This is a genomic window from Cupriavidus sp. 96C5-1 (assembly GCF_057798855.1).
Genome location: NZ_JBYOJU010000017.1, coordinates 54,728 through 68,300 on the forward strand (window position 1 = coordinate 54,728; position 13,573 = coordinate 68,300).

Annotated in this window: 12 protein-coding genes and 1 riboswitch; of the genes, 3 read left to right on the forward strand and 9 right to left on the reverse strand. The window is 68.1% G+C overall.

Annotated features, from left to right (window positions below; translation table 11 throughout):
• Positions 1-20 precede the first annotated feature (20 nt).
• The 3 genes from metF to ahcY form a co-directional block, all read right to left on the reverse strand.
• Complete coding sequence (metF, locus tag AC3FOF_RS19440) at positions 21-851, reverse strand: methylenetetrahydrofolate reductase [NAD(P)H] (protein ID WP_017226152.1); 831 nt, start codon at positions 849-851, stop codon at positions 21-23.
• A gap of 80 nt (positions 852-931) precedes the next feature.
• Positions 932-1,285, reverse strand: coding sequence for a phage holin family protein (locus AC3FOF_RS19445; protein WP_017226151.1), 354 nt, complete (start codon positions 1,283-1,285; stop codon positions 932-934).
• An 85-nt stretch (positions 1,286-1,370) separates the two neighbouring features.
• On the reverse strand, positions 1,371-2,789 hold the full coding sequence (ahcY, locus tag AC3FOF_RS19450; RefSeq protein WP_017226150.1) for an adenosylhomocysteinase: 1,419 nt from the start codon (positions 2,787-2,789) through the stop codon (positions 1,371-1,373).
• Positions 2,790-2,915: 126 nt separating this feature from the next.
• A riboswitch (S-adenosyl-L-homocysteine riboswitch) is annotated at positions 2,916-2,996 on the reverse strand.
• 72 nt (positions 2,997-3,068) lie between these two features.
• On the opposite strand from ahcY, the gene thiD reads away from it, so the two are divergent.
• Together thiD and AC3FOF_RS19460 are read left to right on the forward strand one after the other, a co-directional pair.
• A complete protein-coding gene (gene thiD / locus AC3FOF_RS19455; protein ID WP_488727516.1) occupies positions 3,069-3,899 on the forward strand; it encodes a bifunctional hydroxymethylpyrimidine kinase/phosphomethylpyrimidine kinase in 831 nt (276 codons plus the stop codon).
• Between the two features lie 219 nt (positions 3,900-4,118).
• Positions 4,119-4,559, forward strand: a complete 441-nt coding sequence (locus AC3FOF_RS19460; protein WP_488727517.1) for a PGDYG domain-containing protein — start codon at positions 4,119-4,121, stop codon at positions 4,557-4,559.
• Positions 4,560-4,563: 4 nt separating this feature from the next.
• Here the strand turns inward: AC3FOF_RS19460 and AC3FOF_RS19465 are convergent, their stop codons facing one another.
• The 6 genes from AC3FOF_RS19465 to AC3FOF_RS19490 all read right to left on the reverse strand — a co-directional run bounded on the left by AC3FOF_RS19465 (position 4,564) and on the right by AC3FOF_RS19490 (position 11,444).
• Positions 4,564-5,010 carry a PaaI family thioesterase gene (locus AC3FOF_RS19465; protein ID WP_017227265.1) on the reverse strand — a complete coding sequence of 149 codons (447 nt, stop codon included), beginning with the start codon at positions 5,008-5,010 and terminating at the stop codon, positions 4,564-4,566.
• 13 nt (positions 5,011-5,023) lie between these two features.
• Positions 5,024-5,236, reverse strand: coding sequence for an acyl-CoA carboxylase biotin carboxyl carrier protein subunit (locus AC3FOF_RS19470; protein ID WP_017227264.1), 213 nt, complete (start codon positions 5,234-5,236; stop codon positions 5,024-5,026).
• A complete protein-coding gene (locus AC3FOF_RS19475) occupies positions 5,236-6,675 on the reverse strand; it encodes an acetyl-CoA carboxylase biotin carboxylase subunit (RefSeq protein WP_488727518.1) in 1,440 nt (479 codons plus the stop codon). The genes AC3FOF_RS19470 and AC3FOF_RS19475 overlap by 1 nt, the downstream gene beginning before the upstream one ends.
• Positions 6,672-8,780, reverse strand: coding sequence for an acetate--CoA ligase family protein (locus AC3FOF_RS19480; protein ID WP_488727519.1), 2,109 nt, complete (start codon positions 8,778-8,780; stop codon positions 6,672-6,674). The genes AC3FOF_RS19475 and AC3FOF_RS19480 overlap by 4 nt, the downstream gene beginning before the upstream one ends.
• Before the next feature lies 1 nt (position 8,781).
• Positions 8,782-9,792 (reverse strand): tripartite tricarboxylate transporter substrate binding protein, encoded by a 1,011-nt coding sequence (locus tag AC3FOF_RS19485; RefSeq protein ID WP_488727520.1) that lies wholly within the window; start codon positions 9,790-9,792, stop codon positions 8,782-8,784.
• A 104-nt stretch (positions 9,793-9,896) separates the two neighbouring features.
• The gene (locus AC3FOF_RS19490) at positions 9,897-11,444 is read right to left on the reverse strand and encodes an acyl-CoA carboxylase subunit beta (protein ID WP_488727521.1); all 1,548 of its coding nucleotides are present in this window, start codon (positions 11,442-11,444) and stop codon (positions 9,897-9,899) included.
• 187 nt (positions 11,445-11,631) lie between these two features.
• Between AC3FOF_RS19490 and AC3FOF_RS19495 the strand changes: the two genes are divergently transcribed.
• Positions 11,632-13,389 (forward strand): sigma-54 interaction domain-containing protein, encoded by a 1,758-nt coding sequence (locus AC3FOF_RS19495; protein WP_488727522.1) that lies wholly within the window; start codon positions 11,632-11,634, stop codon positions 13,387-13,389.
• The last annotated feature ends 184 nt before the right edge of the window (positions 13,390-13,573 follow it).

Below are 13,573 nucleotides of genomic sequence, written 5' to 3' on the forward strand. Positions count from 1 at the left end.
CGGGTCGGCTGGCCGGCGCCTCAGAGCTTCAGGCGTTGCCAGATGGCCTTGGTGGCGCTGGCGGTGTTGAGCGTATAGAAATGCAGGCCCGGCACGCCGGCCGCCAGCAGGCGCTCGCACAGCGCCGTGACCACATCCAGGCCAAAGGCGCGGATCGACTCGCGGTCGTCGCCGAAGCTCTCCAGCCGCTTGGCCACCCAGCGCGGCACTTCGGCGCCGCACATTTCGGAGAAGCGCATCAGCTGCGAGGAATTGGTGATCGGCATGATGCCCGGCACGATCGGCACCTCCACGCCCATGGCGCGCACGTCGTCGACGAAACGGAAGTACGCGTCGGCGTTGAAGAAGTACTGGGTGATGGCCGAATTGGCACCGGCCTTGACCTTGCGCACGAAATTCTCGAGGTCGTGGCGTGGCGACTTGGCCTGCGGATGGTACTCCGGATAGGCCGCCACCTCGATATTGAACCAGTCGCCGGTCTCGGCGCGGATAAACGCCACCAGCTCATTGGCGAAGCGGAACTCACCGATCTCGCCCATGCCGGAAGGCATATCGCCGCGCAGCGCCACGATATGGCGGATGCCGCCGTCGCGATAGGTCTGGAGGATATTGCGGATGCTCTCGCGCGAGGAGCCCACGCACGACAGGTGCGGCGCGGCCTCGATGCCGTCGCGCTGGATTTCCAGCACGGCGTCCAGCGTGCCCTGCTGGGTGGTGCCGCCGGCGCCGAAGGTCACCGAGATGAACTTGGGGTGCAGCGGAGCGAGCTGCGCGCGCGTGTTGCGCAGCTTCTCGGTGCCCTCCGCCGTCTTGGGCGGGAAGAATTCAAAGCTGAAGTAGCGGTCTTGCATGATGGTGGCGCGCCGCCTATGGCGCGGCGCGCTGAAAAATTGGCACAGGCGCCGAACGGCGCCACGCGAAATGCATTGCCTCAGGCGCTGCGGCGCTCGCCCAGCAGCAGGCTCGACAGCGCCCAGGAGATCACGCTGTAGAGAATCGAGCCGAGCAAGGCCGCGCCAAAACCGGTGACCACGAAACCGGCCAGCAGCTTGCCCACGAACAGGAACAGCAGCGCGTTGATCACGAAGATGAACAGGCCAAGCGTCAGCAGCGTCACCGGCAGGGTCAGGATCACCAGGATCGGGCGGATCAGGGTGTTGACCAGGCCCAGCACCAGCGCGGCGATCATGGCCGAACCGAAGCCGCCAAGGTGAATCCCGTTGATCAGGTTGCCCACCACGAACAGCGCGGCGGCATTGATGATCCAGACGGCCAGCAATCTCATGACGATTCCTTCGCTCGGGTTAAACGGATTCGGGGCGGGGCAGGACGACCAGGCGATCGCCCGCCGCCCTGCCGGCAATCAACAATCAATAACGGTAGTGATCGGCCTTGTAAGGGCCTTCCTTCTTCACGCCGATATAGGCTGCCTGCGCTTCGGTCAGCTCGGACAGCTGCGCGTTCAGCTTCTTCAGCTGCAGGCGCGCGACCTTTTCGTCCAGGTGCTTGGGCAGCGTGTAGACGCCGACCGGGTACTTGCCGCTTGCGCGTTCCTGCCACAGCTCGATCTGGGCGATGGTCTGGTTGGCGAACGAGCTGCTCATCACGTACGACGGGTGGCCCGTGCCGCAGCCCAGGTTCACCAGGCGGCCCTTGGCCAGGATGATCAGCTTCTTGCCGTCGGGGAAGACCACGTGGTCGACCTGCGGCTTGATCTCGTCCCACTCGTACTTTTCCAGCGAGGCGATGTCGATCTCGTTGTCGAAGTGGCCGATATTGCAGACGATGGCCTGGTCCTTCATCTTGGCCATGTGGTCATGGGTGATGACGTGGTAGTTGCCGGTGCAGGTAACGAAGATGTCGGCCTTGTCGGCAGCGTATTCCATGGTCACCACGCGGTAGCCTTCCATCGCGGCCTGCAGTGCGCAGATCGGGTCGACCTCGGTCACCCACACCTGGGCCGACAGTGCGCGCAGGGCCTGGGCGCTGCCCTTGCCCACGTCGCCGTAGCCTGCCACCAGCGCGACCTTGCCGGCGATCATCACGTCGGTGGCGCGCTTGATGCCGTCCACCAGCGATTCGCGGCAGCCGTACAGGTTGTCGAACTTGCTCTTGGTCACCGAGTCGTTGACGTTGATGGCGGGGAAGCGCAGTTCGCCCTTTTGCGCCATCTGGTACAGGCGGTGCACGCCGGTGGTGGTTTCCTCGGTCACGCCCTTGATGGCGTCCAGGTTGCGGCTGTACCAGGTCGGGTCCTTGGCCAGCTTTTCCTTGATCGCGGCGAACAGGAAGGTTTCTTCCTCGCTGCCCGGCTTGGAGATCAGCGCTGCGTCCTTCTCGGCGCGGGCGCCCAGGTGCAGCAGCAGCGTGGCATCGCCGCCGTCGTCCAGGATCATGTTGGGGGTGCCGCCATCCGCCCAGTCGAAGATGCGGTGGGTGAAGTCCCAGTATTCCTTCAGCGATTCACCCTTGAAGGCAAAGACCGGGGTGCCGGAGGCGGCGATGGCCGCGGCGGCGTGGTCCTGGGTCGAGAAGATGTTGCACGAGGCCCAGCGCACGTCGGCGCCGAGCGCCACCAGCGTCTCGATCAGCACGGCGGTCTGGATGGTCATGTGCAGCGAGCCGGCGATGCGCGCGCCCTTGAGCGGCTGGGCGGCGGCGAACTCGTCGCGGATGGCCATCAGGCCGGGCATCTCGGTCTCGGCGATGGCGATCTCCTTGCGGCCCCAGCCAGCCAGGTTGATGTCGGCCACCAGGTAATCGTTCTTCAGATCAGTCACTGCGTTCATGTTTCACTCCGATGAAGAGTGGCGACGAAGGACGAGTGCGGGAATACGGCCGCGCCATGCGGTGCCGGCAAGCGGCATGCTGCATGGCGGGCGGATAGGTCGACTCGCCTCCGTGTGTATGCCACGGATCAGCGAGCGCCGTTGAAGACAGTCCGAGCCTGGCGAATGGCACAATACCGTCCATTCGTTGCAACGCTCCTCGGAGTGGCGGTATTGTAGCCTGACCTGCGGCGGTGCGCATCGCCACGGCCACGATTTTCTTTGCCGCCCGCCTCACACATGACCCTGACGACACTCCGCCCTCCCCGCACCCTGACCATCGCCGGCTCCGATTCCGGTGGCGGCGCCGGCATCCAGGCCGACCTCAAGACCTTTGCCGCGCTGGGCTGCTACGGCATGAGCGCGATCACCGCCATCACGGCGCAGAACACCCTGGGCGTGACCGGCGTACACGCCATCCCGGCCGACATGGTGGCCGCGCAGATCGACGCGGTGGCCAGCGATATCGGCGTGGACGCGGCCAAGACCGGCATGCTTGGCAACGCCGCCATCGTCGAGGCCGTGGCCGCCGCGGCGGACCGCCACGGCATCCGGCGCCTGGTGGTCGACCCGGTGATGATCTCGACCTCCGGCGCCACGCTGGCGGACGACGCCACCACCCAGGCCATGGTGCGCCTGCTGTTCCCGCGCGCCTTGCTGGTCACGCCCAACCTGCCCGAGGCGTCCTACCTGCTGGGCCGCACGATCGCCCGGCGCGAGGACATGGAGCAGGCGGCACGCGAGCTGGTTGCGCTGGGCTGCCCGGCGGTGCTGCTCAAGGGCGGACACCTGGAGGCCGGGGACGATGGCCTGGACGACCTGCTGCTGGGCGCCGACGGCAGCGTGCGCGTGTTTTCGCACCAGCGCGTCGACACCCGCAACCTGCACGGCACCGGCTGCACGCTGGCGGCGGCCATCGCGGCCCAGCTGGCGCGCGGCGATACGCTGGAGGATGCGGTGGAAACGGCGCTGGATTTTGTGGCGGATGCGATCGTGGCGGGTGCGGATTTCGAACTTGGGGCGGGCAATGGGCCGCTCAATCACGGGTTCGCGCCGAGGGTGCTAGGCTGAATGAAGCGGGCAGCACTACCGATCCGGCCCGCGAGCAGGCTGCCCGGCCGCTCTTTTGGGCTGGCCGCGAGGGGGTTTTGAGCCCCATCCGGCGCGCCTTCCTTGCCTGCTTTCCTGGCAAGACAAGAAAGCAGGCCGCCTCCCCGCAGGGGAGGTGAAACTGACTTTGACTTTTGTCTTTGGCTTTGTAGCCAAGCCTTCGAGCCGACATCCCTGACCATGCCCACCCTGACCCACATCGACCTGCGCACCGACCCCGCCGCCGCCCCCTACCAGAAACATGAAGTCGTCCAGGTAGCCTTCGCCGCCGCGCCCGGCGAACTGCTCAGCCTGGAAGGCCCCAACCGCTACCAGCCCGGCGACGCCATCGTCACCGGCTCCACCGGCGACCGCTGGGTCGTATCGCGCGAGCGCTTCGACGCCAGGTACGCGCCGCTGCAAGCCGGCACGCACGGCCAGGACGGCGCCTACCGCAACAAGCCGGGCGTGGTGCTGGCAAAGCGGATGGACGCAGCCTTCAGCATCGCGCGCTCCACCGGCGGCGATGTGCTGCGTGGCGAGGCCGGCGACTGGCTGATGCAGTACGCCCCCGGCGACTACGGCATCGTCCAGCAGGCGCGCTTCGCGCAGGTCTACCGGCCGGCGGCAGGCAACGCCTGAAGCCTCAGTCTCCGCCGCTGCTCAGCGGCACCAGCTTGAACGCCGCACGCGCCACGCATACCACCTCGCCGGCCGCGTTCCTGACTTCGCCCTCGCAAAAGGCAATGCGGGCGCCACGCCGCATGCAACGCGCCTCCAGATGCAGCTCACCGCGCGCCGCGGCGAGAAAATGCGTGGACATATCGATGGTGATCACGCCGGTTTCCAGCGGCGCATGCGAGCGCGCGGCGCCGCTCAGCGTAAAGTCCAGCGTCGCCATCAGGGTGCCGCCATGCACGTCGCCCCGGCTGTTGACCAGGGACGGGCTGACCGGCAGGCGAGTGTGGCACAGGCCCTCTTCCATCCGCACCGGCTGCAAGCCAAGATGGCGCATCAGCGGCACGTCGATGCCGAAGTAGGGTTTCTCGGGGGTGCCCGGCGCCACCGGGACAATCTGCGCGTTGCTATCCAAAACCGTTTTCCTTTTATTCGAGTTCCACCACCGCCTGGCCCTCGGCGACGGCGTCGCCAGGCTGCACCAGGATGGCCCTGACCACGCCAGCATATTCGGATTCGAGCGGAATCTCCATTTTCATCGACTCGATCATCATCACGGCGTCGCCGGCCGCAATGGTAGCGCCGGCTTCCACGTAGACGGCGCAGACATGGCCGCTGACCGCGGCTTCGATCTTGTTCATCAGGCAACTCTCTTATCGGTAGGTGTTTCGTCTGTTTCGTCGTGCCGTGCCGGAGCGGCCAGCACACGCTGGACCAGCGCGGTATCGATACGCCCGGCCAGGAAGTCCGGATGCGCGAGCACGCGCAGGATGAACGGGATATTGGTCTTGACACCGGTGATGGCGAAGCCTTCCAGCGCCGCGCGCAACCTCGCGATGGCCTCGTCGCGCCCGGCGCCGGTGGCGATGACCTTGGCCAGCATGGGGTCGTAGTACGGCGTCACGCGGCAGCCCTCGGCATAGCCGGTCTCCACGCGCACGCCCTCGCCTTGCGGCGGGCGGAACACCTCGAGCGGGCCGGGCGACGGGAAGAAGCGCACCGGATCTTCGGCGTAGACGCGCGCTTCGATGGCATGGCCTTGCGCCGGCACGCCGCCGGTGCAGGCCGGCAGCACGTCGCCGATACGCTCGCCGCGCGCCAGCCGGATCTGCGCTGCCACGATATCGACGCCCGCGATCTGCTCGGTGACGGCATGCTCGACCTGCAGGCGCGTATTCATCTCCAGGAACACAAAGCCGGCGGCCGGCGTATGCAGCATTTCCACCGTGCCGATCACGTCGTAGCCGATGCCGGACAGCAGCGCCGACAGTTGCGCAGCCATGGCCTCGACTTCGGCGCGATCCAGCCCGTGCGCGCGCGCTTCTTCGATGACCTTCTGGTGACGGCGCTGCACCGAGCAATCGCGCTCCCACAGGATGCGCACGCCGCCGTGCCGGTCGGCCAGTACCTGGAACTCGATATGGCGCGGCTGCTCGACCAGCTTCTCCAGGTACAGCTCCGCCTGGCCGAAGCTGCGCTGCGCCACCGAGCGGGCTTGCTGCCAGGCCGCCGCCAGGGCGGCCGCGTCGCGCACCGGCACCATGCCGATGCCGCCGCCGCCGCCGGCGGGCTTGATCAGCACCGGGTAGCCAATGCGTGCGGCCGCTGCCGCAACGGTGTCCATATCGTCGGGCAGCACGCCGGAACTTGGCGCCAGCGGCATGCCTTGCGCCGCCATGAAGCTGCGCGCCTCGGTCTTGTGTCCAAGGCGCCGGATCCAGTGCGGCGACGGGCCGATGAAGCATAGGCCGGCTGCTTCCACGCGCTCGGCGAAGGCAGCGTTCTCGGACAGGAACCCATAGCCTGGGTGCACCGCATCCGCGCCGCTGGCGCGCGCGGCCTCCAGCAGCTTGTCCTGGTCGAGGTAGCTGGCCAGCGGCGGAGCTTCGCCCAGGCGCAGCGCGACATCTGCCTCGCGCAGATAGGGCAGGCCGGCGTCGGCATCGGAGTACACCGCAACCGACTCGAGGCCGAGCGCGCGCAGCGCGCGGATGATGCGCGCCGCTACCGCGCCACGATTGGCGACCAGCACGCGGCGCAGCGGCCGTACCGTGTCATAGGCGTTCGTAGCGGCATTCATGCGCTGACTCCCGCGCGGATCACCACCGCATCGACCAGCACCGGCGCCACCTCGCCGCGGTTCACCATGACGGGGTTGGCGTCCACCGAGCGAACCTGCCCCCGCGCCGCCGCCATCCAGTCGCCCAGGCGCACCAGCATTTGCGCCAGCGCGTCGATGTCGACCGCCTCCATACCGCGCTGCGCGCCGAAGGCGCGCGCAATGCGCAGCCGCCCGATGGCCTCGCGGGCCTGTGTGGCATTGAACGGCGCGACCAGGAACTGTACGTCGTCGATGGCCTCGACCAGTACGCCGCCCTGCCCCACCATCACCACCGGTCCGTAGACGTCGTCGATATGCGCGCCCACCGCCAGCTCGAAGGCGCCGCTCCGTTGGCGCGCCAGCAGCACGCCGCCGTGCCGGATGCCCTGGCTGGCGGCCAGTCCTCTCAGCGTGCGGTCGAGCTCGGCGAAGGCGGCCAGTGCCTGCGCTTGGTCGGCAAGGCCAAGGCGCACCAGGCCCAGTTCGGATTTGTGGGTGATGTCGGGCGACACGCCCTTGGCCACCACCGGCGCACCCAGTTCCGCCAGCGCCCGCCGCACGTCGTCCTCGCTGTGGCACAAGCGATGCGCCACCGCCGGCAGCCCGGCTTCGGCCAGCGCCGCCAGGCTCGCGACCTCGTCGAGCGTCACGCTGCCGGCAGCGGCATTGGAGAAGGCCGGCGGCAGCGCGGCCGGCGCGGCCCGCAGCGCCGCATTCACGGCCACGTGCCGCGCCAGCATCCCCAGCGCGCGCATGGCCGCGCGTTCGCTGTCGAACACCGGCACGCCTTGCGCACGGAAGGCTTGCGCCACCCATTCCTGGTTGGCGCTGACCGCCACCGGCACGCCGCTGGCCGCGGCAAAGCGACCGGTCTGCGCCGAGAAGCCGGCAAAATCGTAGCCTTCGCCGCCGATGGGAAAGCCCACATAGATCATGTCCGCCTGGCGCTGCGCGGCGACCACGTCGAGCGTCTGCCCATAGATCTGCGGCTGCCCCAGCAGCGCGGTGGTCATGTCGATCGGGTTGCGCGCCGACACGAAGGACGGCAGCACCGCCTTGAGCGCGGCAGCCCCGTCGCCTTCGAACTGGCACAGCGAGAGCGCGTGATCCTCGGCTGCGTCGGCGGCCAGCACGCAGGTCGCGCCCGAATTGCTGATCGCCACCACCTTGCGCCCGCGCGGACGCTGCCCGCCGACAAACACCTGGCTGTACTCGACCAGCTCGCGGAAGTCCGCCACGCGCTGGATGCCGTGCTGGCGCAGGAAGGCATCGGCCAGCGCGTCCTCTCCGGCCATCGCCCCCGTATGCGAGCTGGCGGTGAGCTGGCCGGCCTGCGTGCGGCCAGCCTTGACCGCAAGGATAGGGATATCGCGCCGATGCGCGATCTGCGCGGCCTGCGCCAGTACCGCCGGGTCCTTGAGCGATTCGACATAGAGCAGGAGCACGCGGATATCCGGGTCGTCCGCGACCGCGCGCAGCACCTCGGCGGCGGTGATATCGGCTTCGTTGCCGGTGGCAACCATATAGCGCACGCCAATGCCCTTGCGGCGCAATCCGCCATAGACGATGGAGGAGCCCGCACCGCTCTGGCTGACGATGGCGACCGGCCCGTCCTGCCCGGCTTCCTCGTTGATCATGGTCGAGAAATGCAGGATGGCGCCATCGCGGAAGTTGGCCACGCCCTGGGTGTTCGGGCCGAACAGGCGCAAGCCCCCGGCGCGCGCCCGCTCCACCAGGCGGCGCTGCTGCGCCGCGCCGCCCTCGCCCAGCTCCGCAAAGCCGGAGGAATAGATCACCGCGGCACGCGCCCGCGCGGCGATGCACTGGTCGATGGCCTGTTCGACCTCCTGCCCCGCCACGCTGACCACGACCACATCGGGCGCATCGGGCAGCGCGGCCAGTTCGGGATAGGCCTGCAGGCCCTGGATCCGCGCACGCTTCGGGTTGACCGGATACACGCGGCCGGCATAGCCGTAGCGGCGCAGATAGTCGATGGGCCGGCCGCCGGCCTTGATGGGGTTGTCGGAGGCGCCGAGGATGGCGACGGAGCGCGGCGCCAGCAGTTCGAGAACGTGATCGCTCATCTCATTCCACCTTCACCCTGGCCTCGGTGGCCACGCGCTTCCACTTGGTCAGTTCGGCCTGCACGAAGGCGCCGAACTGCTCCGCATTCAGCGTGCCCGGCGTGGTGCCGCTCTGCGCCAGGTTGGCTTTCGACTCCGGGCTGTTCATGCTTTTCACCGCATCGCGGTTCAACCGCTCCACCAGTGGCCTGGGCAGGTTGGCCGGGCCGTAGAAGCCGATCCAGGTGGTCGCCTCATAGCCAGGCACGCCCTGCTCGGCGATGGTGGGCACATTGGGCAGCGCCTCGCTGCGCCGGGCCGAAGTCACGCCGATGGCCTTGACCTTGCCGTCCTTCACGTACGGCGCCATCGTCATCACGTCGTGGAACAGCGCCGGAATCTGGCCGCCAAGCAGGTCCGACAGCGCCGGCGCCGCGCCCTTGTAGGGGATATGCGTCAGCGGCGCGTTCGTCATCAGCCGCAGCAGTTCGCCCGACATATGCGTGGCGCCGCCGATGCTCGACGAGCCGAACGACAGGCCGTCCTTCTGCTTCTTCGCATAGGCCAGGAATTCCTGCAGGTTCGACACCGGCACATTGTTGTTCACCACCAGCACATTGGGCGTGGTCGCCAGCAGCGCGATCGGCGTGAAGTCCTTGCTCGCGTTGTAGGGCAGCCTGGGCCGCACCGCCGGGTTGATCACCTGATGCGTGGCGGTAACCAGCAGCGTGTAGCCATCGGGATTGGCGCGCGCCACGATCTCGGTGCCGATCTGGCCGCTGGCGCCGGCACGGTTGTCCACCACGAAGGGCTGCTTGAACTCGGCCTGCATATCGCGCGCGATGCGCCGCGCCAGCAGGTCGGTCATGCCGCCGGCGGGAAACGGCACCACGATGGTGACGGGCTTCTGCGGCCAGTGCTCCTGCGCCTGCGCGCCGGCGGCGGGCAGCAGCGCGGCGGCGATGGCCAGCGTTGCGGTGGCGAGGCCCTTGAAGGCGGGGCTGTGCGCAAGAAAGGATCGGTGTTTGGACAAGGCGGTCTCCGGTTTTCTGTCTGCCTGGTATTGGTGGCTGGTGCTGGTCTTGTATTCGGCTCTTGTTCTTGTTCTTGTTCTCGTTCTCGGCTGCCGGTCCCGCTTCAGGGCCGGATGCCGAACCTGCTCACGCCCGGCACGCGCAGCGGTGCCGCCAGGTTGGCGAACTCGCACAGCAGCGAGCGCGTGTCGCGCGGGTCGATGATGTCTTCCACCACGAAGGCTTCGGCGCTGCGGAACGGCGAGGTCAGGCTGCGCACGCGCTGCTCGATCTCGGCGCGCTTTTGCACCGGATCGTCGGCGCCTTCGATCTCGGCCTTGTAGGCCACCTCCAGGCCGCCCTCGATCGGCAGCGAGCCCCAGTTGGCCGACGGCCACGCGTAGCGGAAATTAAAGCGCCCCATATGCTGGTGCCCCGCCGCCGCCACGCCATAGGCGCGGCGCAGGATCAGCGAACACCATGGCACGGTGGCCTGGTACACCGCCGCCAGCGCGCGCACGCCGTAGCGCATGGTGCCGGCCTTCTCGGCTTCGAGGCCGATCTGGAAACCGGCGATGTCCACCATATTCACCACCGGCAGGTGGAAGGCTTCGGCAAGATCGACGAAGCGGATGAATTTCTCCGCGGTGGGGCCGTCCCAGCCGCCACCGTAGTGATACGGATCGCTTGCCACCACCGCCACCGGCCAGCCGTCGATGCGGGCCAGCCCGGTGACGATGGCGCGGCCCCAGAAGCGGCCCATCTCGAAGAACGAACCCTGGTCCACCAGTGTCTCGACGATGGGGCGGATCTTGTAGACCGAGCGGCTGTCGCGCGGGATGGCCGACAGCAACCATTCGTCGCGGCGTGCGGGGTCGTCGGCCGGTTCGATGCGCGGCGGCAGTTCATGCACCGAGCCGGGCAGGTAGGACAGGAAGCGGCGCGCACGCGCAAAGGCCTCTTCCTCGCTGGCCACCTCGTCGTCGACCACGCCGTTGCGGGTGTGGATCTGGCTGCCGCCGAGTTCGTTCTTCTCCAGCACCTGGCCGATGCGCGCCACCACCGGCGGGCCGGCATTGAACAGTTGCGAGGTGCCCTTGACCATCACCGAGTAATGGCTGGCGGCCACGCGCGCCGCACCCATGCCCGCCACGGAGCCCAGCGCCAGCGACACCACCGGCACCAGCGACATGTTCTCCACCACGTGCTGCCAGACCTTCATGGTGGGAATGTTGGTATAGCCCTTGTTCTCGATATTGCGCACCGAGCCGCCACCGCCGGTGCCGTCCACCAGCCGCACCATCGGCAGGCGCAGGTCGTGCGCCATCTTCTCGGCGTGGATCAGCTTCTCGCCGACCGCGCCGTCGTTGGCACCGCCGCGCACCGTGAAGTCGTCGCCCACCAGCACCACCGGCCGGCCGTCGACCTTGGCGCGCCCCATCACCAGATTGGCGGGCGTCAGGCCCACCAGGCGACCGTTGCTGTCGTACTGGCCGCTGCCGGTGAGCGCGCCCACCTCGCGGAAGGAGCCGGCATCGGCGATCGCGCCGATGCGCTCGCGCACGGTCAGCTTGCCGGCATCCTTGTGGCGCTTGACCTTGTCAGGGCCGCCGAGCTGCGCGGCGAGTTGTTTGCGATAAGCCAGTTCATCGATTTCGGGCTGCCAGGACACGGCGGTCTCCTCAAGGCTGTCGTTATGTGCGCAGGCCGCTACGCGGCGCGCTTGTCGGCCTTTCTATCGCAGCAAACATGCCAGCCGCGCCAGTCCTTGATTTCATTGTTCTTTTTTTGAGCCGCTGTTATCGTGTCCGCGATAACGACACAAAAGGACACCGCGGTGTCCACGATGGAGACACGATATGTCGTCGACAGCGACAGCCGAAGACACGCGCCCAGACCCCGACGACAGCCTCGGCGTGCTGGTCGCCAGCCACGCGGGGGAAGTTCTCGCCACCCTCGGCATCGCCGCCGAGGCGGCGCTGGCCACGGCCGCCCTGGCTGCCAGCGCGCAACTCGGCGACGATCCGCACCACGACGCCGGCCGCCTGTTCGAATGCGGCCCGCCCGCTGCCGCGGGCGAGCCCGTGCGACGCTTTATCGCCATGCGCCTGCAGGACCGCGCGCGCCAGGTGATCCTGCTGCGCCCGGCCGGGCGCGATGCGGCGCTGTTCGATTTCATTGGCGCCGTGCCCTTTGCCGGCGCCATCCTCGACCACTTCATCACCAACCCCTACCAGGCCATCACCGTGGCGGACCGTGCCGGCCATATGCGTTTCATCAGCCCTGTGCACGAGCGGTTCCTCGGCTTGCGCACGGGCGAAGGCACCGGACGCCCCGCCGGACAGGTCATCCCAAACTCGCGGCTGGCGCAGGTGGCCGCCAGCGGCAAGGCCGAGATCGGGCAGCTGCAGACCATGAACGGCGTGACGCGCGTGGTGAACCGCATCCCGATCAGCGCGGGTGGCGAAGTGGTCGGCGCGATCGGGCAGATACTCTTCAAGGAACCCGAGGCCATCGGCCGCATGCATCGGGAAATGACGCGGCTGCGCTCGCAGCTGGCACAGACCCGGCGCGCGCTGGATGAACTGCGCGAGCAGCAGGCAGGACCCGGCCTGCTGATCGGCGACAGCGCGCCCATGCAGCGTCTGCGCCGCGAGATCGATACCGTGGCGCGGCTCGACGTGCCGGTGCTGATCCTGGGCGAAAGCGGCACCGGCAAGGAACTGGTGGCGCGCGCCATCCACGGCGCCAGCCGCGCTGCCGAGGGCAAGCCGCTGGTCAGCCTCAACCTGGCCGCGCTGCCCGCCACACTGATCGAGTCCGAGCTGTTCGGGCATGTGGCAGGCGCCTTCACCGGCAGCCAGCGCGGCGGCCAGGCCGGCAAGCTGGAACAGGCCGCGGGCGGCACGCTGTTCCTCGACGAAGTCGCCGACATCCCGATGGAAATGCAGGTCAAGCTGCTGCGCGTGCTGGAAGACCATATGGTGGAACGCCTGGGCAGCCGCCAGTCGCAGCGGGTGGACTTCCGCCTGGTGGCGGCCACCAACCGCGACATCCAGGCGCTGATCGACGGCGGACGCTTCCGCCTGGATCTGTACTACCGCCTGAGCGGCGTGGTGCTGCGCATTCCGGCGCTGGGCCAGCGGCGCGAGGACATACCTGCCCTGCTCGCCCATTTCGTGCGCGGCTTTTGCGCGCGCAACCAGGTGGCGGTGCCGGAGGTGGGACCCGAGGTGGCGCGCTACCTGGCCGAACGGCGCTGGCCGGGCAATGTGCGGCAGCTCCGGCAGAAGATCGAAGAGGCGCTGGTGTTCTGCGACTCACGCGTGCTGCGCGCGGCGGACTTCGCGCGGGGCGAGGAGAACATGGCGGCATTCAGCGTAAGCGAGCCAGCCTTGACGTTTGGCGCGGTGCCGGAAGACATGCCGGAAGCAACGCCGGACGAGGGCGCAACCGATGCTGCCGTGGCGTCGCCGGCGGACTTGCGGGAGGTCGCGCATGAAGCGGTGCTGCAGGCCATCGCGCGGCACGGCGGCAACAAGAAACGCGCCGCCGCGCAGCTGGGAATTTCGCGCTCGCATCTGTACAAGATACTGGAGCGCGGCCCGCGCGGCTGAGCATGCGTGCGCCTATGCCTTGAAACTCGTTTCAAGAGGAGAATTCATGTGACAGCCAATGTCACAACAGTCCGCGTCCGCACTGCCGGATGTTGCGGAGGTCGACGACCACGCCGATTGCGCAGACCCGGACTATCCAATCCGGAGCCACCGTGCCCGCCACGAATCCGCAAAGCCAGCAAGC